The following is a 23,549-nucleotide window of genomic DNA, read 5'->3' on the forward strand; positions in this document are numbered from 1 at the left end:
CGGAGCGATCCGCCGCTTTTTTCTTGCGGTCGCATCCCCTCCATTCCAGGGGCGCTGCGGCCAGGTCACAGGACAGGTTTCGCGTGAACGCCGTCATCCGTGGAAAGCCGGACAATCTCGACGCCGTGGGCGCCCGCTTCGACCGGGCCACGCTGCGCCAGCCGGTGCTGCTCAACAGCGTTCCCAAGGCCGGAACCCACCTGCTGCGCAACATCCTGCGGATGTTCGTGGTCCAGGAGCAGCAGTGGCCCGGCGAATATATCCAGCACGCCCTGCTGCGCCGCAGCCTCGCGGCGTTCTCGCCCGACAAGCCGTTCCTCAGCTGGGGGCATCTGCTGTTCTCGGACGAGGCGACGATCGTGCTGCGCAAGGTCCGCCACATCGTGCTGGTCCGCGACCCCCACGACTGGGTGCTGGCCCGCGCGCGGTTCTACGTGTCCGACGAGTTCCAGGGCTCGCTGAACCACATCAAAGGCGGGGCGGTCGCGCCCGAGGACGTCATGAACATGATGATCCTGGGGGTGAACGGCCACGTTCCGACCCTGCTGGACATCTATACCTACAACGCCGCGGCCTGGATGGGCACGCACGCGACGATCGTGCGCTACGAGGACATCGTCGAGGCCATTGGCGACCTGGGCTCGCGGCGGGCCGAGGCGTTCTTCGCCAAGCTGCTGGGCGACTGCGGGCTGGACCTGCCGGCCGACTGGCGCGAGCGGGTCGAGGCCGGCGCCGACCGCCGCGAAAGCCGCACGGCCAGCGAGAACCTCAACCTGACAGCGGAATTTCCCAAGGTCTTGCCGGACATCCAGAAGCGCCTGGTCGAGTTCCACGCGCCGGGCCTGCGGGCGTTGTTGGGGTACGCTTAGCGTCCACCAACGGTGTCATCCCGGACAAGCGCGCAGCGCGCCGATCCTGGACCGACGCGTGAACTCGGCGCTTCCGGCGGTCCCGGATCTTCACCCTGGCTGCGCCAGGGTTCGTCCGGGATGACCATCTATTTGAGCCGCCCTCAGACCACCTGCGCGGCCAGGCCTTCCAGCACCTTGCGCAGGTCGGCTTCGCGGAACGGCTTCTGCAGCACGGTCGCGCCCTTGTGGCCTTCCGACAGGCCGGCCTCGCCATAGCCGCTGGCGAAGGCGAACGGCACGCCGCGTTCCTTCAGGGCGTCGGCGACCGGGAAGATCGGGCGACCGCCCAGATTGACGTCCAGCAGAGCGGCGTCGATGTCGGCGCTGCCGGCCAGGCGCAAGGCCTCTTCAAGCTCGGCGGCGGGGCCCACGACGACGCAGCCGAGGTCGCTGAGCATGTCTTCCACCAACATGGAGACCAGCGCCTCGTCTTCGACCACCAGAACCTTAAGGGCGGCGAGGGTCTTCATTGTTCAGGGCTCCAGAGCACGGATCGGCAACCTCATGGTGCACACGAGGCCAAGGCTATCATAGGCTAGGTTGACCTGGGCGGACAGTTCGCCCGCCAGGCCCTTTTCGAGAAGACGTGCGCCAAATCCGCGACGCGTCGGCGGCGTGACGGACGGGCCGCCCCGCTCGGTCCAGGTCAGGCGCAGGCTCTCGTCGACGGGGTCGGCGTCAGCGGGATCGGTGGACGGCTCGACCGTCCAGACCACGCTCACCGCGCCGCCGGGAACCGATAGGGCGCCGTATTTCAGCGCGTTGGTCGCCAGTTCGTGGATCGCCATGCCCAGGGCCACGGTGGCCTTGGGGCTCAGTTGCAGGTCGCGAGCGTAGTCGAAGCCGATACGGTCGCGGGCCGCGAAGGCCTCCAGCTCGAAATCGAAGATCTCGCGCAGGCTGGCGCCTTCCCAGTTCTGCTCGGTCAGCAGGTCGTGGGTGTGCGACAGGGCCATGATCCGGCCCTCGAAGGCGTCGCGGAAGGCTTCCGGCGTGTCGGTGGTGCGCAGGGTCTGGGTGGCGATCGACTGCACCGAGACCAGGGTGTTCTTCACCCGGTGGTTCAGCTCGTTGACCAGCAGCTTCTGGCGCTCCTCGGCCCGCTTGCGCTCGGTGACGTCCAGCGACACCCCCGCCATGCGCCGGGCCCCGCCGTGGTCGGCGGTCTGGGCGGCGCGGCCCCGGGCGTGCACCCAGCGGGTGTCGCCGGCCGGCGTGCGCACGCGGTATTCGATGTCGTATTCCGAGCCGTGGCGGATGGCGTCCTCGATGGCGGTGGTCATCCGCTGGCGGTCGCCCGGATAGACCGAGGCCACCAGATCGGCGAATCCGAAGTCGTCGTCGGGCGCGCGACCGTAATTGGCCTTGCAGATATCGGACGCCAGGTAGTCGCGGGTCTCGACGTCCAGCTCCCACGAGCCCAGCCGGCCGGAGTCCAGCGCGAACTTCAGGCGCTCCTCGGTGTCACGCAGGGCGCGCGAGCGACCGATTTCCTCGGTCAGGGCGCGTTCAGCCACGGCGAGGCGCATGGCGAGGTCATCGACCTCGTCCTCCTCGGCGCGACTCGTCGCCTTGGCCAAACTTCTCACCCCCACTCGCCCCTGTCGCCCGTTCTCCCGGGTGCGGTCACAAACGCCCCGCTACGGTGATGGTTCCCCCGTCGACCATCCTGCGCCCGAGAGCGGCGCGCCTCAAACCAAATCAGCGCGGAAATCGCTCGAAATCAAGCGGTTGCGTCGGGTAGGCGACGAACCGCCTTGATCAGCGAACGCTCTCGTCCAGCCGCCCGCTGATCCGCAAGCCGGTGACCTGGTTGCGCTGGCGACGCAACACCTGGAAGCGGTGGTGGTGGAAGATGAAGATCTGGCCGGGTTCGGGAATGGTCTGGGCCTCGTGGATCACCAGGCCGGCGATGGTCACCGCCTCGCCCTCGGGCAGTCGCCAGTCCATGGCGCGGTTCAGGTCGCGCACGGTGACGTGGCCGTCGACATGCACTGAACCATCCGCTTGCGGACGAAGCCCCTCGACCTTGGTGTCGTGCTCGTCCTCGATCTCGCCGACGATCTCCTCAAGGATGTCCTCCAGGGTCACCAGGCCTTGCAGCGCGCCATATTCGTCGACCACCAGGGCGAAGTGGCTGCGGCGCTTGAGGAAGGCGTTCAGCTGGTCCTTGAGGTTGGTGGTGTCGGGAATGAACCACGGCTCGCGCTGGATCGTGGCCACGTCGATGGCGTCGATGTCGCCGTTGGCGGCGGCCAGGGCCCGCAGCAGGTCGCGGGCGTGCAGCACGCCGACGATGTTGTCGGGGTTGTCGCGATAGAGCGGGATGCGGGTGTGCTGGGCCTCCAGGGCCTCGGCCACCAGGTCGCGGATCGGCAAGTCGGCGTCGATCAGGGTGATCGACTTGCGATGGACCATGATCTCCGAGACGTCCATGTCCGACAGGTCCAGCACCCCGCCCAGCATCCGCCGGTCGCCGCTTTCGACGCCGCCTTCGGAGTGGTGGTACTCGACCGCGCCGCGGATCTCCTCGTGGGCGGCCAGCACGTCGACCTCCATGGTCAGCTTGACGCCGAACAGCCGCAGGGTGCGCCGCACCACCCACTGGATGGCGTAGATGATGGGCCCGAACAGGCGGACCACCAGCAGGGTCGGCCCCGACAGGAAGCGGGCCACGTCGTCGGACTTCAGGATCGCCAGGGTCTTGGGCAGCACCTCGGCGAACACCAGGACCAGCACCGTCATCACCCCGGTGGCGGCCGCCACGCCCCACGGGCCGGGGATGGCGGCGGTCAGCACCTGGGTGGTCAGGGCCGAGGCCAGGATGTTGATCAGGTTGTTGCCCAGCAGCACCGCCCCGATCATCGTCTCCTGGTCGGAGAGCAGCTTGTTGACCCGCTTGGCCGGCCGGTCGCCCTCGCGCTCCAGTTGGTGCATGCGGGCCCGCGAGGCGGCGGTCAGCGACGTCTCGGCGGCCGAGAACAGCGCCGAGGTGGCCAGCAGGACGATGATGATGGGCGCCAGGCCCAGGATGGCGGTCAGGATCATGGCGCGGTTGTACGCCAGGGATGGCTGACCCCCAAGGTCCTCCCCCTGTGGGGGAGGTGTCGGCGCAGCCGACGGAGGGGGGAGTGATAGGCCGACGGCCTCATCCAGGATCGACGACCCTAAAACTCCCCCACCGATCGCTACGCGATCGCCTCCCCCACGGGGGGGGGCTATGGGCCTACGGAACCCCAACCTCATCATTCAGCCCCGTGATCTGCGGCTGATCTGTCACGATCCGCACTCGCAGGCCCTTGGCTCCCGACGGCGCCTTCAGCGACACCTTGGCTGTCTTCGGCAGCAGGTCCCGAGGCGCGGCCAGGGCCGGGATGGCGGCCGTCGACAGCACCTTGCCGCCCGCGTCCACCAGCTCCAGCCGCGCGGGCTTGGCGTCCTGGGCGCCCAGGCTGTGCACGGTGACCGTGACGGTCCCGCCCTTCACCACGACGTCGCCGCGGCCGACGCCGAGGTCGGCGCGCAGCATCGGGTCGTCGCCGGTCGCCGTGCGAGTCATCTCCAGCACCGTGGTCTGGCGCGGGGCCAGGACCACCTCGAGCGACTTGCTGCGCTCGAAGGCCAGCGAGCGGCTCTCACCGGCGCCGTCGATCTTGTCGTCGCCGTCGCCATCCACGCCCTGGACGGCGCTCCAGGTTCCGGGCGCGACGCCCCAGCCGGTCATGGTCGCCGTCACTGGCTGGTCCGACAGGTTGTAGGCCAGCACCTTGAAGTGGGTCGCGCCGGCCGGGTCGAACTGGCCGTCGGCGACCAGGATCGCCACGTCGCGGCCGTCGACCGGACCCTTGCCGAACCGCCAGCTGACCAGGTTGCCCGGCAGCATCTGGCCGCGCTTGTTGGCGATGCCGCCCAGGCGTGAGCGCTGCAGCATGTCGCTGGGGATCTCGACCCGGTCGGACCACCAGTGGCCCTCGGTGTGCATGTACATGTGCTGCGAGGCCGACTGGATCTCGTCGGCGTAGAGGTTTTCCAGATAGCGCTTGTCGCCGGTCAGCCGCCAGGCGGTGTACTGCTCGGCCCCGCCGCCCTTGGCCGCGGCCTTCAGCACGGTGTCGCGGTTCTTGTCGCCCAGGCCCAGCATGGCCACGGCGTCGTCGTTGATGTTGCTCAGCGACTTGAGGCTGTTCTTGCCCATCCGCCACTGGATCGGCGTCAGGTACTTGGGATCGTGCGTCCAGCGCCAGGCCGTCCAGAACACCTGGAACGGACCGTCCGCGCCCGAGCCCTGCAGCACCGTGCCGCCGCGCTCGGCGTCGGTGCGCCAGTTGATCTCGTTGGGGTACGAGCCGTCCTTGGCCACGTGGGCCAGGTAGCCGTCGGCCAGGCCGATCACCAAGTCGCGGGCGGTCTTGTCGCCGTTATAGCCGCCGATCAGGATAGCCGGGTGCGTCACGCCGAACGAATAGGGCTTCTGCCACTCCCACGGCCCTTCGCGGTACGACATCGCGCCGTTGTACCAGTTGGTGTTGAAGTGGACGTGGCCGGCCGGGTTCTTGTCGATGATACGGGGCAGGGCCTTCACCGTGGTGAACAGCCGCTCCACCGCTAGCGGATCGCCATAGTCGACGTACAGCGCCTCGCTGTTGGCGTTGATGCCCTCCTCGTAGGCGTGCAGCTCGTCGGTGACGATGGTCGACAGGCCGTCGGTGAACATGCCGTTCTTGTAGACGGCGTCGGTCAGGCGGTTGAGCGAGGTGGTGATCTTGTCGGGCTGCACGCCCATCAGGGCCACGCCCGGCCATTGCTGGGTCAGGTCGGTGTCGTCCGAGATGCCGCCGCCGAAGTCGCCGTAGTCGGATTGGCGCTGGTCGATCCACCAGTCGACGAACTGGGTCACCAGCTTTAGGTCCTGCGTCTGGCGGAACGCCCACAGGGGCGTGCCGGCCGGGGCCTTGGGCTGGTCGAAGGCGGGCCAGCCCTGGCTGCCGAAGGTGATGTCGCCCCAGTATTCGCGGGCCAGCTGGTTGTCGGGATCCACCCGCAGCAGGTCGGAGATGTCGGCGTAGAGCCGGCGGTACAGGCCCTGACGCTTGGAGGTGGTGTGCTCCTCCACCAGGAAGGCCCAGTTGTCCTTCACCTGGTTGAAGCGGTCGGCCACGTGCTCGGCCTTGGCGGCCTCGCGGTCCTTGAACACCAGGCGGATCTTGGTCCCGTCCAGCGCCTGGGGCCCGAAGTCGGGGCTGTCGGCGGCGATCGTCAGGTACAGGCTATCCGGCGTCAGGATGCGGTCGCGCAAGTCCAGCCACAGGGTGCGCGCCTCGCCCGGCTTCACCGAGACGCTGACGTCGATCATGTTGCGGCCCGGCCAGATCGGATCCTTGACCTGGATGTTCAGCGGCACGAGGGCGGCCGGGTCCTTGGCGCCGGCCGCGACCGGCAGGGCGGGCAGGTCGATGGCGATCCCGTCCAGGCCGTCGCGAACGTTCTCCCAGCCATAGGCCCAGTTGCGGGCCAGGGCCTGGGCGGCCGGGGCGTCACCGAAGCCCGACGGGATCATCACGTGGACGATCGGCAGGCCTTTGGTGATCGGCGCGGCGCGCTTGCGGACCGGCGCGCCCTCGGGCAGGGCCACCACCGTGGCGCGCTCGCCCGCCGGGAAGCGGCCGGCGACATAGGCGTTCAGGTCGGCCAGGTTCAGATAGTCCGGCGCGGCGTCGACCCGCACCGTGTAGTTCATCTTGAAGCTGCCCTTGGGCTCTTCGCCGGCGCCGACGTCATAGGCCCAGATCTCCTGGATCGGGGTCTCCTGGGCGACGTTGGTGAAGGTCAGGGTCCCGCCCTTCAGCGGCTGGGCCAAGGCCGAGAACGTACGGCCCTGGTCCTTGGGACGCGGGCTGAGCTTGACGGGCGCGCCACCGCCGGCTGGGGTCCAGCTGAGGTCGCCATAGGCCGGGCCCTGGATCTCCAGTTGGTTGATCGGCTCGTCGGGCAGGGACAGCTTCAGGGCCTTGCCGCCCTCGACATAGACGTTCCAATCCGGCAGCTGGAAATAGTCGTTACGGCCAGGCAGGCGCGAGCGGTTGTAGACGCCGGGCCAGGTGGTTTCGGAAATGCCGTCGGTGGCCTTCCACATCCATTCCTTGATGTCCTTGGCGTCGGTGAACTCGACCTTGCGCACCCGGGTGGTCGGGGCGGCCAGATAGGGCGGCAGGTCGCCGGGGCGGTTCCAGCCGTAGCGCAGGCGCCAGGCGGCGCGGGCGGCCGGATCGTCCAGGCCGGGGTTCGAGGCGGCGACGGCCGGGGCTTCGTTGCGCGCCAGGGCGGCCACGGCGGTCGCGTCCAGCGCCTGGTCGTAGACGCGGATCTCGTCCAGCTCGCCGCCGCGCAGGAAGTTGTAGCGGCTCTGTACCTGGTGCGGGGCGATCACCCGGCCGGCGATGCCGAACTGGTCCAGACCGGCGTCGTAGATCGCCTTGGTCTCCTTCCTGGCCACGGCCTTGCCGTCGACGAACAGCTGCACGCCCTTCGTCTCGTCCCAGGTGAAGGCCAGGTGGGTCCAGGCGTCGGCGGCCGGCGGCTTGTCCAGCTTGAACGACACGCGGGTGCGGGCCAGGCCGTTGTCGGTGACGAAGGCGTCGAAGCCGTGGCCGTTCCAGTCGATGCGCAGGAACGCCATGTCCCAGCTGGTGTGATCGGCGTAACCGACGCGGAAGATCACGAACGGCGCGACCCCGACCGGATAGCCCGAGCGCCAGAAGAACGACAGCGTCCCGCGCTGGGCCTGGATATTGCCGGGCGCGTTCCACGACAGCACCCCGTCGTCCTCGGCGTGCAGGCCCTTGCCGGCCTCGCCGGCCGGAACGACCGTGACCTTGTCGGCGAAGTTCGGAATGGCGTCGCCCACCGCGTAGTCGGCGGAGAGGCCCTTGTCGCCCGAGACGTGGAACAGCAGGGCGGGCTCTTTGACCATCGGAGCCGGGGCGGCCAGGGCCGCGCCCTGGATCAGCGCCCAGAAAGCCGGAGCCAGGAACAACAGGGACTTCTTCACGCGCGCGTCTCCCAAGGCCTAATGGCGTCCGGCTTTTGGTAACCGGTGTCATGGAGGTTTAGCGCAGGGCGGAGAGCGGGGCAATAAAGCGGGCGTTGAGGAAGGGCTTTGTCGCTTAGGCCGCGGCCAGCGCCTGCCCGTCGTCATAGGCTTCCAGCGTCGACCGTAGACGCGTCAGGTCCCGCTTGGGCGGCGCGCCGAACATGCGGGCGTATTCCCGGCTGAACTGGGATGGGCTTTCGTACCCGACCTCGAAGGCGGCCGCCTCGACGTTGAGCCCGCACGAAACCATCAGGCGGCGGGCCTCGAGCAGGCGCAACTGCTTCTGGTACTGCAACGGCGTCGACGCCGTCAGCGCCTTGAAGTGGCGATGAAAGGCCGAGGGGCTCATGTGGGCGATCGCCGCGAGATCCTCGATCCGGACCGTCTCCCGGAAGCGGCCTCTCAGGCTGTGCATCGCCTCGATGACGTGCTGCGAGGGGCTGGTCCGCAGCGCCAGCCTGGCGATCTCTCCGCCGTGCGGTCCGGTCAGCAGCCAGTAGCAGATCTCGCGGATGATCCCGGGGTGGAGCGCCGGGATGGCCTGCGGCGTGTCGAGCAACCGGACGAGGCGGAGCGCGCAATCGGCCAGCGGACCATCGAAGTTCGAGACGAAGACGCCCAGCCCCGCTTGGCCGCTCGGGATCGGCGGGGTCGGCAGGTCTTCGGCGACGCTGCGCATGATCGCGAAATCCAGTTCGAACATCAGGACCAGGCAGGGCTCGCCGGGACGGGCCTCGAAGACCTTGCCGATCGACGGAGTCTCCACGCCGATCACCAGCGCCTGGCCGGCGCGATATTCCAGCCGATTGCCGCCGAAGCTGCCCCACTTGGCGCCCTGGGCCACCAGGCAGACGGCCGGTCTCAGAAGGAGGTGGCTGGCGGGCTTGGGGTGGTCGGAGCGCATGATGGCCAGGCCGTCGATCGGGGTCGAGAACAGGCTCTCTCCCCCTTGGCGTTCCGTGTAGCGCAGCAGCGCCTCGGCTAGCGGGCTCACCATGATCAGCCTCCGGCGTGAAGCTCCAAACTAGCTGAGGCGGCAGGAATAGGCAAGAAACCGGCCAGTCCCGGCATTCCGCCTGGCGGTGGCCGGCGCGATGATCTCCCCAGGCGTTCGAGGCCGCCCGCGCGGCGTCAAAAGGAAAGATCAGTCATGTCAGACGGTAAGATCGCACTCGTCACCGGCGGTAGCCGGGGTATTGGCCGCGATGCGGTGCTGCGCTTGGCGGCGCGCGGCGTCAGCTCGATCATCACCTACAAGTCCAATCGGGCAGAAGCCGAGGCCGTCGTCGCCCTGGTCGAGCAGGCGGGCGCACGGGCGATCGCCCTGCGGCTCGACGTCGGCGAGGCGGCGTCGTTCGATGGCGTCGTCGAGCAGGTGCGCCAGGCCCTGGCCGATCTCGGCGCCTCGCGTTTCGATTATCTCGTCAACAACGCCGGCACCTCGTCCAGCGCCAGCCTGGAGACCATCACCGAGGCCGAGATGGACGCCCTCTACGCCGTGCACTTCAAGGGGCCGATGTTCCTGACCCAGAAGCTGCTGCCGCTGATCAACGATGGCGGGCGTATCGTGAACATCTCGTCCGGCCTGGCTCGCTTCGCCATGCCAGGCCGGATCGGCTACGGCCCGATCAAGGCCGCGGTCGAATCCCTGACCCGCTACATGGCCGTCGAGCTGGCTCCGCGCCGGATCGCCGTGAACGTCGTCGCGCCGGGTCCGATCGCCACGGACTTCAGCGGCGGGATGGTTCGCGACAACCCGGAGGTCAACAAGGCGATCTCCGCGACCACGGCGCTGGGCCGCGCCGGCCTGCCCGAGGATGTCGGGCCGGTGATCGCGGGGCTGCTGTCCGACGACTTCGGCTGGGTCAACGCCCAGCGGATCGAAGTCGCCGGCGGCATTCACATCTGAGGCGGGCGGCGGGAGGCTAGCGCGCCGCCCGTCCCGCCCGCACCGCCGCGGCCAGTTCGTCCAGAACCCGCACCGACGTGTCCCAGTCGATGCAGGCGTCGGTGACGGACTGGCCGTAGGTCAGGGGCTGGCCGGGGACGATGTCCTGGCGGCCGGCCACGAGGTTGCTCTCGATCATCACGCCCATGACCGGCGAGGCGCCGGTGGCCACCTGGGCGGCGATGTCGGTGACGACGGCCGGCTGGTTCTCGTGGTTCTTGCCGCTGTTGGCGTGGCTGGCGTCGACCATGATGCGCGGCGGCAGGCCGGCCTTGGTCAGGGCGTCGGCTACCGCCGCGACGCTGGCGGCGTCGTAGTTGGGCGTCTTGCCGCCGCGCAGCACCACGTGGCAGTCGGCGTTGCCCGTCGTGGTGGCGATGGCGGCGCGGCCCTCCTTGGTCACGGCCAGGAAATGGTGCGGCTGGCTGGCGGCCAGCACCGCGTCGACCGCCACCTTGACGTCGCCGTTGGTGCCGTTCTTGAAGCCTACCGGGCAGGAGAGGCCGGACGCCATCTCGCGGTGGATCTGGCTTTCGGTGGTGCGGGCCCCGATCGCGCCCCAGGCCACCAGGTCGGCGATATATTGCGGCGTGGTGACGTCCAGGAATTCGCAGGCGGTCGGCAGGCCCTGGGCGCTGACGTCCAGCAGCACCCGGCGCGCCAGCCGCAGGCCCTCGTTGATCCGGAAGCCGCCGTCCAGGTCCGGGTCGTTGATCAGGCCCTTCCAGCCCACCGTGGTGCGGGGCTTCTCGAAATAGACCCGCATGATCACCTCCAGCTCGCCGGCGTGGCGTTCGCGCTCGACGGCCAGGCGGCGGGCGTATTCCAGGGCGGCCTTGGGATCGTGGATCGAGCAGGGGCCGATCACCACCACCAGGCGGTCGTCACGGCCGTTCAGGATCTCATGCACGGCGCGGCGCGAATTGCCGACGATCTCGGCGATCGACGAGGTGGCCGGCGCCTCGCCGATAACCTGGGCGGGCGGGCTGAGGGTCTGGAGTTTCTGGATCCGCAGGTCGTCGGTGGGGACGGGCAGCGAGACGAGGTGGGCGGTGGTCGAGGAAGGCATGGCGTGCTCCGGGAAATCTTGCGAGGGGGAAATCTTGCGAGGTCCGGCGGCCATGAAAAAAGCCGCCCGGGGAACCCCTGGCGGCTGGTGAAAGGCGTTTGTGGCTCTGATTTCAGGCCAAACGATCCCCTCCCGGCGCCAGAGGCGTCGGATAGCTAAAATACCAAAACAGCTGTTGGCTGGCGGCGAGGATCATGGCCGCGACCCTAGAGCCAAGTTGACCGTCTGTCACGCGTCTTGGCGTCGCGCCCTGGACGGCATCGGCCCGGCGTCAATTCTTCCGATGACTGGCGATGTAGAAAAACCGTCATCGAACCTGAATAGACGCGTCACCTGAAAACAAACCGGCGCCGCGGACGACCAGTCCCCGCGGCGCTTTTGATATCGGGGGATATCCGAATGCTGCTGAAGTCCGCCAGCGTGGTGGCCATCGCCGCCTGCCTCATGTTCGCCACTCAGGTTCAAGCGGCCGACGCGCCGGCCGCCCCGGCGGACAGCAGCGAAGTCGACGCGCTCGTCGTCGTCGGCAGCGGCCAGACCCGCTCGGTCTCGACCCTGCTGCCGTCGAACCTCGAAACGCTGCCGCCCGGGACCAGCATCCAGAAGTCGCTAAACTTCCTGCCGGGCGTGAGCGCCCAATCGATCGACGCCCTGGGCGTCAACGAGCAGTCGCTGTCGCTGCAGGTGCGCGGCTTCAACACCACCCACCTGGGCTACACGCTGGACGGCGTGCCGCTCGGCGACGGCGCCTATAACAACTACAACGGCCTGACCATCAGCCGCGCGCTGATCTCCGAGAACCTGGGCCGCGCCGATCTGGCGACCGGCATCGCGGGCCTGGGCATCGCCTCGACCAGCAACCTGGGCGGCGCTCTGCTCTACACCTCCAGCGATCCGCACAAGGACTTCGGGGTCTCGGTCAACGGCACGGTCGGCAGCGAAGACGCCGCGCGCACCTTCCTGCGTATCGACAGCGGCGAGCACGGCGGTCTTTCGGCCTACCTCTCGGGGCAGTACAGCCAGCAGGACCTGTTCGTGAACCAGGGCGCCTGGAACAAGTCCACCGGCAAGCAGATCAACGGCAAGCTGGTCTATCGGATCGGCGACGTCGGCAAGATCACGGCCTTCGCCGACGTGTCGCGCACCAACCAGGCCGACGACGCCTATCTGTCCAAGGACATGCAGTCGCGTCTCGGCTGGGATTGGGGCGGCTATGCGCCCAACTGGCAGTCCTATCTGGGCGTCGCCTACTGCTCGGTGACCGCCCCGACCGCGCCGACCAAGTGCGTCCCCGCGCCGTCGCCGCAGAAGAACGCCGACGTGACCTTCACCAACGGCCAGATCCTGCGTAACGACGAGCTGTACTATCTGGCCGGCGACTTCAACGTCACCCCGTCGGTCCTCGCCCATGTCCAAGTCTACAACCACACCGACAAGGGCGCTGGTAACAACTGGATCGCCGGCTGGTCCACCCAGGGCACGACGTCCACGGCCGACGACGTCCCGGTGCAGATCCGCGACACGCGCTACACCATCGACCGCACCGGCGTGGTCGCCAGCCTGGGCTGGACCGTCGGCGTCAACCACATCCAGGGCGGCGTCTGGCTGGAAGACAACACCAGCAGCGCCGCGCGCTACATCTGGACCAACGTCACCGGACCCTTCAGCCTGGCGCGATACCTGGACGGCACGCCGAACACCGCCCAGTGGGTGCAGAAGACCGACTGGACCACGCAGCAGTTCTACCTCCAGGACACGGTGTCTCTGCTGAACGACGCGCTGAGCATCGATTTCGGCTTCAAGAGCACCAACGCCAAGTCGGACGCCCAGGCCATCCCCGGCATCGCCAAGGCCGCCCCGCCGGCGTCCACCCAGTTCGCGTCCGGCGTGTTGAAGGCCAAGGACAACTTCCTGCCGGAGGCCGGCGTGCGCTGGCGGATCGCCCCCGGGCACGAGGTGTTCGCCAGCTACGCCGAGAACATGGCGATGTTCCAGGGCGGCTTCAAACTGGGTCCGCAATCGGTGTCGCAATCGGTCTGGGACGCCCAGGGCAAGTACCTGAAGCCCGAGACGTCGAAGAGCTTCGACGCCGGCTACCGCTTCGTGAGCGGTCCGCTGCAGGTCTCGCTCGCCGCCTATGACGTGAAGTTCCAGAACCGCCTGCTGCAGTACAATCCCTGCCCGACCAACCAGCAGCAGAACCCCGGCTGCGGCAACTCCTTCCACAACGCCGGCGGCGTCACCAGCAAGGGCGCCGAGATCGGCGTGCTGTGGAAGCCGCTGGAGTGGCTGAGCTGGTACAACTCGGCCTCGTACAACAAGTCGACCTACGACGAGAACCTGAACTGGTGCACGACCACCTGCGTGATCAAGGCCACGGCCGGCAAGCAGCAGGTGGACACGCCCAAGGAGATGGCGTCGAGCGTGGTGAGCCTGAACCGGGGCGGCTTCTCGGCCTCGCTGCAGGGCAAGTACACCGGCCGTCGCTACTATACCTACACCAACGATCAGAGCTTCGGCGCCGTCACCACCTTCGATCTGGGCGTCGGCTACAAGTTCGACGCCGTCAGCTTCATGAAGGGCGCGAAGGTCGGGCTGAACGTCACCAACCTGACCAACAAGCGCTACGCCTCGAACTTCGACAGCAGCGTGTTCGCGCCGGATGACGCGACCGGCAGCCTGCTGGTCTTCCACGCCTCGGCGCCGCGCCAGGTCTTCGCCACGGTCGGCTTCGACTTCTAAGCGGACGCTCCCACGTTCGTGGATGGCGGGAGGGAACCTTGGTCCCTCCCGCCATCCGCCGTGATTTTACGGGTAGGACACTCCATGCCGCGCCGTCTCGCGATCCTGCTCGCCACCGCCTTGGTCAGCCTGACCGCCGGCGCGGCGCACGCCCAATCCCAGACCTACAAGTCCCAGACCTATACGACCAAGCACTGGACCAACGCGGCGGGCGACGAGACGGCGACCCTGGACGGCCAGGTCTTCGTCAATCACGGCCTGGTCGGCGTCGGCCGGCTGCCGGCCGCCACGCGCGATTTCCGGGATGAAACCCTGGGGTCGTTCTCGAGCATGGCGCTCGACGCCAAGTCCTGGCGACGCCTGAAGGACGGGTCCTATACGGGCGTCTTCTGGACCCTGCCCGACCGGGGCCCCAACAATATCGGCGGCCTGGACACCACCGACTACGCCAACCGCATCCACACCCATCGGTTCACGTTCAAGCCCGCCGACTCCAAGGGCGGCGGCAAGCTGACCGTCACCCCCACCGGCGGCTTCCTGCTGCTGGACCAGACCGGCAAGCCGTTCACCGGCAAGGATCCGGGACCGGGAACCCTGACCCGCGACGGGATCACCTATCCGTCGCCGGCCTCGGGCGAGGGCGCGGGCCGCATCAGCCTGGACTCGGAGGGCCTGGCCCGCCTGCCCGACGGCGGCTTCTATGTCTCCGACGAGTACGCCGCCGGCGTCTATCTGTTCGACCGCACTGGCCGGCAGGTCGGGGCGATCGCGGCCCCGCCGGCCCTGGCGCCGATGGCGGACGGCAAGCTGAACTTCTCGGCCGCCAAGCCGCCGGCCACCGGCCGCCGCAACAACCAGGGCCTGGAGGCCGCCGCCGTCACGCCCGACGGGACGCGGCTGATCACCATCCTGCAGAGCGCGACCGTGCAGGACACCGCCGGCGCCGACGCGGCCACCCGCAACAACACCCGCATCCTGGTCTACGACATCACCAAGACCCGGACGCCCAAGGCGCCGATCGGCCACTACGTGCTGCAACTGCCCACCGTGCGCCAGAAGGCCGACGGACAACCGGCCGACGTGACCGCCGCCCAGTCCGAGATGGTGGCGCTGAACGATCACCAGTTCCTGGTGTTGTCGCGCGACGGCAACGGCCGAGGCACGGGCAAGCCCTATGACGGGGTGTTCAAGAGCATCTTGCTGGTCGATACGCGCGGGGCGACCAACCTGGCCGGAACGCCCTACGAGCAGACCGCCAAGCCGGTCGCCAAGGCCGGCGCGCTGGTCGACGGCATCGCGCCGGTCAAGCAGGTCGAGCTGGTCAACTTCCTCAACCCCGTCCAGCTGGCCAGGTTCGGCATGAACCTGTCGACCACGCCGTCGACGCCCTACACTCTGTCGGAGAAGCTGGAGGCCCTGGCCCTGGCGCCCGCCCTGGATCCGAAGGCGCCCAACGACGTCTTCCTGTTCGTGGGCAACGACAACGATTTCGAGACCGCCAAGGGCCGGGTCAACGGCCAGGATTTCGACGCCAGCCTGACCAATGCCGACGGCTCCGGCGTGGGCGACAACGACAATGTCATCCTGGTCTATCGGCTGACGCTGCCGACGCGGCCTCGCTGAGACGGCCCGCCTAGACCGCGCCTTCCTCGATCAGGAAGTCCCGCAGCGCCGCGCGGTCCACGTCCTTGGCCACGAAGGCGTCGCCGATCCCGCGCACCAGGATGAAGGTCAAAAGGCCGCCCTCGGCCTTCTTGTCCTGGGCGCTGTGGGCGATCAGGGCGTCGGCGCTGAACGGCTCGGAGCGGATGTCCGACAGCTGGGTCGGCAGGCCGGCGGCCTTGATGGCGGCCTCGGCGCGGACGGCGTCCTGGGCCGAGCACAGGCCCTGGCGGACCGAGAAGCGGAAGGCCTGCGCCATGCCCAAGCCCACGGCCTCGCCGTGCTTGAGCGCGTCGCCGAAGCCCATCTCGCCCTCGACCGCGTGACCGAAGGTGTGGCCGAGATTCAGCAGGGCGCGGCGGCCGGCCTCCTTCTCGTCCTCGGCGACGATCTCGGCCTTCATCTCGACCGAGCGGCCGACCGCACGGACCAGGGCGGCGGTGTCGCGCTCCAGCACGGCCTGGACGTGGGTCTCCAGCCACTCGAAGAAGGCGAAGTCGCCCAGCAGGCCGTACTTGATGATCTCGGCGTAGCCACAGGCCAGCTCGCGGGCGGGCAGGGTGGCCAGGATGTCCAGGTCCGCCAGCACCAGGCGCGGCTGGTGGAAGGCGCCGATCAGATTCTTGCCGCGCGGGGTGTCGATGGCGGTCTTTCCGCCGACGGACGAATCGACCTGGGCCAGCAGGGTGGTGGGGATCTGGATGAAGTCGATACCGCGCTTGTAGATCGCCGCGGCGAAGCCGGTCAGGTCGCCGACCACCCCGCCGCCGAACGCGATGACCATGTCGCCGCGCTCCAGGTTCAGGGCCAGCAGGCGGTCCGACAGGTCGGCCAGGCCTTCGAAGCTCTTGGTCTCCTCGCCGGGCGGCACCAGGATCACCTCGGTCGCGATCCCCGCGTGCTCCAGGGCGTTGGCCAGCCGCTCGCCATGGTGCTCGCCGACGATGGTGTCGGTGACGACCGCCACCCGCTTGCGCTTGAGCAGCGGCGCGATGAACTCGCCCGCGCGGTCGATCAGGCCCGTGCCGACGACCACGTCATAGGCGCGCGCGCCCAGGCCCACGGGGATGGTGGTGATCACTCGAACTCGCTTTCTTGGGGCTCGCTTTCGGAAGGCGACAGGTGGCTCTTGAGGGCCTGGATCACGGCGTCGACCGCCACGCCGTGGGCGGTGTCGCCGGTCTCGACCGTCACGTGGGCTTCGCGATAGGCGGGATAGCGCAGGGTGGCGTGCTCGCGCAGCACGTCCATCGGGTCGCGGCCCTTCAGCAGCGGCCGGCCGTCCTTGCGGCCGACGCGGCGGGCCAGCAGCTCCAGATCGGCCTTCAGCCAGACGGCCACGGCCTTGGACTTAATCAGGGCGCGGGTCTCGGGATTGACGAAGGCCCCGCCGCCGGTGGCCAGCACGTGGGCCGGCTCGTCCAGCAGCCGGGCGATCACCCGCCGCTCGCCGTCGCGGAAGGCCGGCTCGCCCATCTCGGCGAAGATCTCGGGGATCGAGCGGCCGGCGGCGGCCTCGACCTCGTTGTCGGCGTCGCGGAACGGCAGGTCCAGCGCCGTGGCCAGGCGCCGGCCCACGCTGGACTTGCCCACGCCCATCAGCCCCACGAGCACGATGGTCTTGCGGCGCAAGGCGGCCCTCGGGTCGGGGCTGGAAAGGGCGGTGTCATCGTTCATAGGCTGAAGGCGGTTTACACGAGGGCGAGGCGTCCCGCCAAGGTTTGGACCAAGACGACGTCCAGTGTGGCTTGAAGGGCGAAAAGTTTCACCAACCCCTGACCTGCGGCATAGTTGAACCATGGCCTCTTCAAAGCGACTCACGAGCTGTTCGGCGATCGTCCTCGCGGCGGTGCTGTTTTCGCCAGCCCTGGCTCCGGCCTGGGCCCAGGTGCAGGTGCAATCCCTGGCCGCGCCGGACCTGTTCTCGGCTCCCGCCGCCGAGACGGGCCTGTCGGGCGACCTGTGGAAGGACGCCTCGCCCGGTATCGTCAAGGAGGCCCTGCCCAAGCTGGCCGCCAAGCCGTTGTCGCCGGCCGCCGCCGGTCTGGCGCGACGGGTGCTGGCCACCGGCGCCCACGCCCCGGCCGGCATCGGCGACGACCCGGAACTGGGCGCGACCCGAGCCCTGGCCTTGATCGCCCTGGGCGAGGCCAAGGGCGCCGACGCCGTTCTGGACCGCGCCCCCGGCGTGGCGAACAGCGCCCAGCTGTCGATGGCGGCGGCCGAGGCGGCCCTGATCACCGGCGCCGACGACAAGGCCTGCAAGATCGGCGAGGCGCTGAGCGTCGATCGCGGCGCGCCCTACTGGCTGCGGCTGCGGGCCTTCTGCCAGGTGCTGGCCGACCAGCACGACGCCGCCCAGTTGACCTTCACCCTGGCCGCCCAGCAGACCAAGGACGCCGACTACGCCCGGCTGATGAACGCCGTGCTGGCCGGCACGCCGGCCGGGGCGGCCAACTTGAAGAACGGCATCGACTACGCCCTGTCGCGCAAGCTGGGGCTGGACGTGACCTCGGCCGCCGCCCTCGCCACGGCCTCGCCGGCGCTGAAGGCCGTGGTCAAGCCGGCCGACGCGGCCGCGCCCAGCGACCTGACGGCCGCCCAGGCCGCGACGCTGGCGGCCCTGCGCGCGACCAAGGGCTTGGCCGCCTTCACCGACGCCGCCAAGGCCGGCCTGCCGGCGATCGCCGCCCTGGCCCAAGCGGGCGCGCCGCTGGAGGATCCGGTCCTGTTCGCCCGCGCCGCCCTGGCCGCCGGCGACCTGGCCACGGCCCAGGCCATCCGCGCCAAGCTGACCGGCGACACCATCCCCGGCGCCACGACCACCGACCTGGCCCTGCTCGACGCGACCCTGGCGGCGGCGGAAGGCAGGAAGGACAGCCAGATCCTCGACGGCCTGATCGAGCGCGGCGTCCAGGGCGGCGCCAAGTCGCCCGCCCAGCCGGCGGCGCTGATCCTGGCTTCGTTCGGCGGCGCCGTCGGCCCCGAGGCTCGCGCTTCGCTGGCTGCGTTCGACCCCGGCAAGTCCGCCGCGCCGGCCGGCCGGCTGATCGTGCTGGACGATGCGGCGGCCGCCGGTCGCCAGGGCGAGGCGGCCCTGCTGGCCCTGTCGGTCGCCGCCGACGCCGGCCCGTCCGGTCCCGGGCCGGTCGACCGCGCCCACCTGGTCCGCGCCCTGCTGAAGGCCGGGCTGGAGACCGACGCCCGCGCCTTCGCCGTGGAGGGGCTGCTGGCGCTGCAGGTGAAATGAGCGCTTCCGCGCCAGGCTGGATCGACGCCTTCCTCGAGATGATGGCCGTCGAGCGCGCGGCCGCCCGCAACACCCTGACCGCCTACGAGAAGGACCTGGCCGACGCCCGGCTGTTCCTGGCCTCGCGCGGCGATCTGGACGGCGCGTCGGCGGAAGACGTCGAGGCCTATTTCGCCGATCTTGGCGCGCGCGGCCTGTCGCCGGCCACCGCCGCCCGTCGCCGCTCGGCCCTGCGCCAGTTCTATCGCTTCGTGCTGGGCGAGGGCTGGCGCGACGACGACCCCTCTCGCCGCGTCGAGGCCCCCAAGGCCGGACGGCCCCTGCCCAAGGTGCTGTCGCGCGACGCCGTCGAGCGGCTGATCGCGGCGGCCGCCGCCAAGGACGGCGCCCAGGGCCTGCGCCTGGCCTGCATGATCGAGCTGCTCTACGCCTCGGGCCTGCGAATCTCCGAACTGCTGAACCTGTCCCTGGCGGCCCTGGCTCGCGACCCGGCCTTCCTGATGGTCAAGGGCAAGGGCGGCAAGGAGCGGCTGGCGCCGCTCAATGACGCGGCCCGCACGGCCGTGAAGGCTTATTTGGAGGCAAGGCCGCAATTCCTGCCAAAGGGCTCCAAGGACAGCCCGTGGCTGTTTCCGTCGCGCGCCAAGAGCGGTCGGCTGACCGCGCGGCGGGTCTCGCAACTGCTGGAAGACGCCGCCATCGCCGCCGGCATCGACCGCGAGACCGTCAGCCCCCACGTCCTGCGCCACGCCTTCGCCACCCACCTGCTGGAAGGCGGCGCCGACCTGCGGGTCATCCAGACCCTGCTAGGCCACGCCGACATCGCCACGACCCAGATCTACACCCACGTGGCGGGCGATCACCTGGCGGCGGTGGTGAAGTCCAAGCATCCGTTGGGACGGAAGGGCTAGGCCCGCCTTGCCTCGCGGGGCGGCGCTCTCTAGGAAGCCCCTATCAAATGTAAGGACTTCTCCATGTCGGACGAAACCCGCGACAGCAACGGCAACATCCTGGCCGACGGCGACAACGTCACCCTGATCAAGGACCTGAAGGTCAAGGGCTCGGGCGGCGTGACGCTGAAGCGCGGGACCCTGGTCAAGAACATCCGCCTGACCGGCGACACCGACGAGATCGAAGCCAATGTCGAGAAGGTCCGCGGCCTGGTGCTGCGGGTGGAGTTCGTGAAGAAGGCCTAGGCGCCTACCGCGTGAAGTTCAGCGATCCGGGCGTGAGTTCGCCGCCAACGTCGCTGATCCGCGCGCTCTTGCCGTCGCCCGTCGCCGTCACCTTGAAGCGCACGCCCTGGACCTCGACCCAGGCCGAGCCCTGGGCGTCCAACGTGATCAGATGCTGCGAGGGATAGGAGACCTTTTCGCCGTCTCCGATGTAGACGAACAGCCGGGCCACGCCCTTGCCGCTCTGGTTCCAGTGCACGGCCAGACGTAGAGGCGGCAGGTCGACGGGGCCTTCGGCCAGTTGAGGCCGTTCGGTTAGAACCTGTTGTTCGAAGGAGGCGCCGGTGACCGTGGCGGTGGTCAGTTGGCGTGAGCTGTAGCCGAGATATTGGATCTTGGGATCGGGCTTGGTCAGGTAGACGCAGGTTCGGCACTTCTCCGCCTCCTTGAAGCAGACGGCGGCGCCGCCGAACGCGCCGGTCAGTTGGTTGGCCGGCGTGCACCAGACATCCAGGTCGTTGAGCCGCACGGCGTAGAACGGCGCGCCAGCGGCGGCGATCACCTTCTTGCCGCCGAAAGCGTAACGCTGGACGTCGGCCTCCAGGCGGGCGGTACGGTGGTGGCGGACGCCGAAGCTGAGGATTTCGTCACCGGTCGCGACCGGCCCGGTCGTCGTCTTCAGTGGACCCGCTGGATCGACGTCGTAGGGCGCGTAGTCGGTAACCCTGTGGGTGATGTCGATCAGCAGGCGGGCCGGTTGGGGCGCGCCGAGCGGTTGGAAGGTCTGCCGCGCCTGGCCCGGCCCCGCGCCCGCCAGGATTGCCGCCACGCCGATCATCACAAGAAAAGTCCGCATCGATCCGTTCCCCCAGACGCGCCGCCTGGAGGGGCGACGCGTCAAACTTAACCGGGGCGAACGGCGTCGCAAGGGTTGAGTTCGGTATCATGAGACGCGTTGACCGGAGTTAGGCCTTCCCCTCGAACGCCGCCTTCAGCTTGGCGATGTCCAGCTTCTTCATCTGCATCATGGCCGCGAACATCCGGCCCGTCGCCGCCTGGTCGGGGCTGGCCATCAGGTCGAGGAATTCCTGCGGCACGATCTGCCAGGACAGGCCGTACTTGTCCTTCAACCAGCCGCACTGACTTTCCTGGCCGCCATCGGCGGTGAGCGTGTCCCAGTAACGGTCGACTTCCGCTGCGTCGGCGCAGCGGACCACGAACGACACCGCCTCGTTGAAGGTGAAGTGCGGCCCGCCGTTCAGGGCCGTGAAGACCTGGCCGTCCAGCTCGAAGCCGACGGTCATCACCGTGCCGCCCGGCCCGGGCGAGGTGGAGGTGATCTTCGAATTGGGAAACAGCGAGACGTAGTACTCGGCGGCCTCCTTCGCCTGGGTGTCGAACCACAGGAACGGGCTGATCTTCTGCATGGCGTCGTCCTCACTCTGGCGGGCGTTGGGCCGTTCGTCGGCCGGTTCGAAACGAAGGACGATCAAGACACGCCCACGCCGACATCGGCTTGGGGTTTTCTGCGAACCGCGTCGCCCAAGCGGCGGTCGGCGGGTTGGCGCCCCAGCCGCCACGTTCTACGAACGCCCCATGTCCGCTTCCGAGATCGAACCCTTCCACGCCATCGCCATCAGCCGTCTGGCCCACCAGATGAAGGCGCGAGGCGAGTCGATCATCCACATGGAGTTCGGCCAGCCCTCGACCGGCGCGCCCAAGGCGGCGATCGTCACCGCGCACCACGTGCTGGACACCGACGGCATGGGCTATTGGGAAAGCCCGGCGCTGAAGGCCGCCATCGCCAAGCGCTACGCCGACCTGGACGGCGTGGAGGTCGATCCCGAGCGGATCATCCTGACCTGCGGCGCCTCGCCGGCCCTGGTGCTGGCCCTGGCGTCCAACTTCCAGCCGGGCGACCGCGTGGCCCTGGCCCGCCCCGGCTACGTGGCCTATCGCAATACGCTCAAGGCCCTGAACCTGGTTCCGGTCGAGATCGCCTGCGGGGCGGAGAGCGGCTTCCAGCTGACCGCCGCGCACCTGGCCGCCCTGGAGCCCGCGCCGGCCGGGGTGGTCATCGCCAGCCCGGCCAATCCGACCGGCACCATCATCCCCGCCGCCGAGCTGGAGGCCATCGCCGAGGTCTGCCGCGCGCGCGGGATCCGCGTCGTCTCCGACGAGATCTATCACGGGCTCAGCTATGGCGAGCCGGCCCGCTCGATGCTGGCGTTCGAGCCCGACGCCCTGATCGTCAACAGCTTCTCCAAGTACTTCAGCATGGCCGCCTGGCGGCTAGGCTGGGTGGTCGTGCCGCAGGACCAGATCCCGCGCGCCCGGGCCTTCATGGGCAACCTGTTCCTGACCCCGCCGTCGCTGAGCCAGCACGCGGGGCTGGTGGCCATGGACTGCCTGGACGAGCTGGAGGGCCACCTCGACGTCTACCGCGCCAACCGCGCCCTGTTGCTGGACGCCCTGCCGGCCCTGGGCCTGGCCTCGATCGCGCCGCCGGACGGGGCCTTCTACATCTATGCCGACATCGGCCATCTGACCGACGACAGCCTGGGTTTCTGCGAGCGGCTGCTGCGCGACACCGGCGTGGCCACCGCGCCCGGCGTCGACTTCGATCCGGTCGACGGGGGGCGGTTCATCCGCTTCAGCTTCGCGGTGGCGACGGCCGAGGTGGAGGAAGCCCTGCGGCGGATCACGCCGTGGTTCGCTTCCCAAACCCCTCTCCCCCTGGCAGCGGAGCCCGCATCCAGTCGATGAAGGCCCGCAGCGCCGGCGAGAGCTGGCGGCGGCTGGGATAGTAGAGGAAGAAGCCGGGGAAGGGCTCGCACCAGTCGTCGAGCAACGAGACCAGCCGCCCGGCGGCGATGTCGTCGGCCACCTGGTCGCGGATCAGGAAGGCCAAGCCGGCCCCGTCCAGGCAGGCGCGGCGGATCACCTCGTTCTCGTCGCTGATCAGCACGCCGGGCGGGTGGACCACCACCTCGCGCCCCCGGCGTTCGAACTCCCACGCCCAGGGCTGGCCGCTGGCCCGGCGAAACAGCAGGCAGCGGTGGGCCAGCACGTCGTCCGGCTGGGCGGGCGCGCCGTGGGTCTCGACATAGGACGGGGCGCAGACCAGGGCCTGGCTCAGTTCACGGCCGATCGGGGCGGCGATCATGTCGGCCTGCAGGCTCTCGCCCAGCCGTACGCCGCAGTCGAAGCCGCCGGCCACGATGTCGGTCAGTCCGTCGTCGCAGGCGATCTCGATCCGCACGTCCGGATAGGCCCGCAGGAAGCCGCCGATGCGCGGCCCCACCAGCCAGCGGGCGGCCGAACGGGCGATGTTGACCCGCAGCCGTCCCGAAGGCCGGTCGCGGAACGCCGCCACCTCCGACAAGGCCGCGTCGATATCGGCCAGGGCGGGGGTCAGCCGCGCCAGCAGCCGCTCGCCGGCCTCGGTGGGCGCGACGCTGCGGGTCGTGCGATGCAGCAGGCGCACGTCCAGTCGGGTCTCCAGGTTGCGCATGGTGTGGCTGAGCGCAGAGGCCGAGACGCCCAGCACCTGGGCGGCGGCGCGAAAGCTGCGATGCTGGGCCACCATGGCGAACACGGCGAGGTCGGGCAGGGGGCGTTGGTCCATTGCTGAGACTTGCTCAGCAGTTCATTGAGACTTCAAGCGCTTATCGCGACGCGCTTTGGCGCCCATCTTCCCGT

General features: G+C 69.1%; 20 protein-coding genes. 8 read left to right on the forward strand and 12 right to left on the reverse strand.

From position 1 onward, the window contains the following. The first annotated feature begins 83 nt into the window (after window positions 1-83). The gene (locus G3M62_RS03195) at window positions 84-869 is read left to right on the forward strand and encodes a hypothetical protein (RefSeq protein ID WP_165184673.1); all 786 of its coding nucleotides are present in this window, start codon (window positions 84-86) and stop codon (window positions 867-869) included. 143 nt (window positions 870-1,012) lie between these two features. Here G3M62_RS03195 and G3M62_RS03200 read toward each other — a convergent pair whose 3' ends face one another. From G3M62_RS03200 to G3M62_RS03220, 5 genes are all read right to left on the reverse strand, one after another. Continuing rightward, entirely contained in the window at window positions 1,013-1,381 is a 369-nt protein-coding gene (locus tag G3M62_RS03200; RefSeq protein ID WP_165184675.1) for a response regulator, read from the reverse strand. A gap of 3 nt (window positions 1,382-1,384) precedes the next feature. Continuing rightward, window positions 1,385-2,491 (reverse strand): sensor histidine kinase, encoded by a 1,107-nt coding sequence (locus tag G3M62_RS03205; protein ID WP_246263453.1) that lies wholly within the window; start codon window positions 2,489-2,491, stop codon window positions 1,385-1,387. A 181-nt stretch (window positions 2,492-2,672) separates the two neighbouring features. Then, window positions 2,673-3,956 (reverse strand): HlyC/CorC family transporter, encoded by a 1,284-nt coding sequence (locus G3M62_RS03210; RefSeq protein WP_165191178.1) that lies wholly within the window; start codon window positions 3,954-3,956, stop codon window positions 2,673-2,675. 181 nt (window positions 3,957-4,137) lie between these two features. Next, the gene (locus G3M62_RS03215) at window positions 4,138-7,959 is read right to left on the reverse strand and encodes a LamG-like jellyroll fold domain-containing protein (protein ID WP_246263454.1); all 3,822 of its coding nucleotides are present in this window, start codon (window positions 7,957-7,959) and stop codon (window positions 4,138-4,140) included. A gap of 115 nt (window positions 7,960-8,074) precedes the next feature. Next, the gene (locus G3M62_RS03220; protein WP_165184676.1) at window positions 8,075-8,998 is read right to left on the reverse strand and encodes an AraC family transcriptional regulator; all 924 of its coding nucleotides are present in this window, start codon (window positions 8,996-8,998) and stop codon (window positions 8,075-8,077) included. 153 nt (window positions 8,999-9,151) lie between these two features. On the opposite strand from G3M62_RS03220, the gene G3M62_RS03225 reads away from it, so the two are divergent. Next, entirely contained in the window at window positions 9,152-9,910 is a 759-nt protein-coding gene (locus G3M62_RS03225) for an SDR family NAD(P)-dependent oxidoreductase (protein ID WP_165184678.1), read from the forward strand. Between the two features lie 16 nt (window positions 9,911-9,926). On the opposite strand, the gene G3M62_RS03230 is transcribed toward G3M62_RS03225, so the two are convergent. Both G3M62_RS03230 and G3M62_RS03235 read right to left on the reverse strand, forming a co-directional pair. Next, complete coding sequence (locus G3M62_RS03230; protein WP_165184679.1) at window positions 9,927-11,018, reverse strand: 3-deoxy-7-phosphoheptulonate synthase; 1,092 nt, start codon at window positions 11,016-11,018, stop codon at window positions 9,927-9,929. A gap of 112 nt (window positions 11,019-11,130) precedes the next feature. After that, window positions 11,131-11,214, reverse strand: coding sequence for a hypothetical protein (locus tag G3M62_RS03235; protein WP_101711352.1), 84 nt, complete (start codon window positions 11,212-11,214; stop codon window positions 11,131-11,133). A gap of 203 nt (window positions 11,215-11,417) precedes the next feature. On the opposite strand from G3M62_RS03235, the gene G3M62_RS03240 reads away from it, so the two are divergent. Next, window positions 11,418-13,760: a TonB-dependent receptor gene (locus G3M62_RS03240; protein WP_165184681.1), complete on the forward strand. Its 2,343-nt coding sequence runs from the start codon at window positions 11,418-11,420 to the stop codon at window positions 13,758-13,760. A gap of 84 nt (window positions 13,761-13,844) precedes the next feature. Beyond that, the gene (locus G3M62_RS03245; protein ID WP_165184683.1) at window positions 13,845-15,383 is read left to right on the forward strand and encodes an esterase-like activity of phytase family protein; all 1,539 of its coding nucleotides are present in this window, start codon (window positions 13,845-13,847) and stop codon (window positions 15,381-15,383) included. Between the two features lie 10 nt (window positions 15,384-15,393). Here G3M62_RS03245 and aroB read toward each other — a convergent pair whose 3' ends face one another. After that, window positions 15,394-16,503 (reverse strand): 3-dehydroquinate synthase, encoded by a 1,110-nt coding sequence (gene aroB, locus G3M62_RS03250; RefSeq protein WP_165184684.1) that lies wholly within the window; start codon window positions 16,501-16,503, stop codon window positions 15,394-15,396. Continuing rightward, window positions 16,500-17,099 (reverse strand): shikimate kinase, encoded by a 600-nt coding sequence (locus G3M62_RS03255; protein ID WP_165184686.1) that lies wholly within the window; start codon window positions 17,097-17,099, stop codon window positions 16,500-16,502. Before G3M62_RS03255 ends, aroB begins: the two co-directional genes overlap by 4 nt. Window positions 17,100-17,271: 172 nt before the next feature. On the opposite strand from G3M62_RS03255, the gene G3M62_RS03260 reads away from it, so the two are divergent. The 3 genes from G3M62_RS03260 (at window position 17,272) to G3M62_RS03270 (ending at window position 19,868) form a co-directional block, all read left to right on the forward strand. After that, complete coding sequence (locus tag G3M62_RS03260; RefSeq protein ID WP_246263456.1) at window positions 17,272-18,672, forward strand: hypothetical protein; 1,401 nt, start codon at window positions 17,272-17,274, stop codon at window positions 18,670-18,672. After that, window positions 18,669-19,583, forward strand: a complete 915-nt coding sequence (locus tag G3M62_RS03265; protein ID WP_165184689.1) for a site-specific tyrosine recombinase XerD — start codon at window positions 18,669-18,671, stop codon at window positions 19,581-19,583. Before G3M62_RS03260 ends, G3M62_RS03265 begins: the two co-directional genes overlap by 4 nt. A 63-nt stretch (window positions 19,584-19,646) precedes the next feature. Further along, entirely contained in the window at window positions 19,647-19,868 is a 222-nt protein-coding gene (locus tag G3M62_RS03270) for an alkylphosphonate utilization protein (protein ID WP_165184690.1), read from the forward strand. Between the two features lie 4 nt (window positions 19,869-19,872). On the opposite strand, the gene G3M62_RS03275 is transcribed toward G3M62_RS03270, so the two are convergent. Together G3M62_RS03275 and G3M62_RS03280 are read right to left on the reverse strand one after the other, a co-directional pair. Further along, a complete protein-coding gene (locus G3M62_RS03275; RefSeq protein ID WP_165184692.1) occupies window positions 19,873-20,703 on the reverse strand; it encodes a hypothetical protein in 831 nt (276 codons plus the stop codon). Window positions 20,704-20,812: 109 nt separating this feature from the next. Beyond that, a complete protein-coding gene (locus tag G3M62_RS03280; protein ID WP_246263457.1) occupies window positions 20,813-21,340 on the reverse strand; it encodes a VOC family protein in 528 nt (175 codons plus the stop codon). A 103-nt stretch (window positions 21,341-21,443) separates the two neighbouring features. On the opposite strand from G3M62_RS03280, the gene G3M62_RS03285 reads away from it, so the two are divergent. Next, window positions 21,444-22,613, forward strand: a complete 1,170-nt coding sequence (locus G3M62_RS03285) for an aminotransferase class I/II-fold pyridoxal phosphate-dependent enzyme (RefSeq protein WP_165184694.1) — start codon at window positions 21,444-21,446, stop codon at window positions 22,611-22,613. On the opposite strand, the gene G3M62_RS03290 is transcribed toward G3M62_RS03285, so the two are convergent. Further along, window positions 22,549-23,475: a LysR family transcriptional regulator gene (locus tag G3M62_RS03290; protein WP_165184695.1), complete on the reverse strand. Its 927-nt coding sequence runs from the start codon at window positions 23,473-23,475 to the stop codon at window positions 22,549-22,551. The two genes, G3M62_RS03285 and G3M62_RS03290, sit on opposite strands and share 65 nt — an antisense overlap. Between the last annotated feature and the right edge of the window lie 74 nt (window positions 23,476-23,549).

The organism is Caulobacter soli, assembly GCF_011045195.1.
Taxonomy (GTDB): domain Bacteria; phylum Pseudomonadota; class Alphaproteobacteria; order Caulobacterales; family Caulobacteraceae; genus Caulobacter; species Caulobacter soli.

Bases quoted from the DNA above. Each gene is read 5' to 3' on its own strand.
- G3M62_RS03200 (WP_165184675.1), bottom strand. From the start codon at position 1,381: ATGAAGACCCTCGCCGCCCTTAAGGTTCTGGTGGTCGAAGACGAGGCG.
- G3M62_RS03220 (WP_165184676.1), bottom strand. From the start codon at position 8,998: ATGGTGAGCCCGCTAGCCGAGGCGCTGCTGCGCTACACGGAACGCCAA.
- G3M62_RS03225 (WP_165184678.1), top strand. From the start codon at position 9,152: ATGTCAGACGGTAAGATCGCACTCGTCACCGGCGGTAGCCGGGGTATT.
- G3M62_RS03230 (WP_165184679.1), bottom strand. From the start codon at position 11,018: ATGCCTTCCTCGACCACCGCCCACCTCGTCTCGCTGCCCGTCCCCACC.
- G3M62_RS03235 (WP_101711352.1), bottom strand. From the start codon at position 11,214: ATGATCCTCGCCGCCAGCCAACAGCTGTTTTGGTATTTTAGCTATCCG.
- G3M62_RS03240 (WP_165184681.1), top strand. From the start codon at position 11,418: ATGCTGCTGAAGTCCGCCAGCGTGGTGGCCATCGCCGCCTGCCTCATG.
- G3M62_RS03245 (WP_165184683.1), top strand. From the start codon at position 13,845: ATGCCGCGCCGTCTCGCGATCCTGCTCGCCACCGCCTTGGTCAGCCTG.
- G3M62_RS03255 (WP_165184686.1), bottom strand. From the start codon at position 17,099: ATGAACGATGACACCGCCCTTTCCAGCCCCGACCCGAGGGCCGCCTTG.
- G3M62_RS03265 (WP_165184689.1), top strand. From the start codon at position 18,669: ATGAGCGCTTCCGCGCCAGGCTGGATCGACGCCTTCCTCGAGATGATG.
- G3M62_RS03270 (WP_165184690.1), top strand. From the start codon at position 19,647: ATGTCGGACGAAACCCGCGACAGCAACGGCAACATCCTGGCCGACGGC.
- G3M62_RS03275 (WP_165184692.1), bottom strand. From the start codon at position 20,703: ATGCGGACTTTTCTTGTGATGATCGGCGTGGCGGCAATCCTGGCGGGC.
- G3M62_RS03285 (WP_165184694.1), top strand. From the start codon at position 21,444: ATGTCCGCTTCCGAGATCGAACCCTTCCACGCCATCGCCATCAGCCGT.
- G3M62_RS03290 (WP_165184695.1), bottom strand. From the start codon at position 23,475: ATGGACCAACGCCCCCTGCCCGACCTCGCCGTGTTCGCCATGGTGGCC.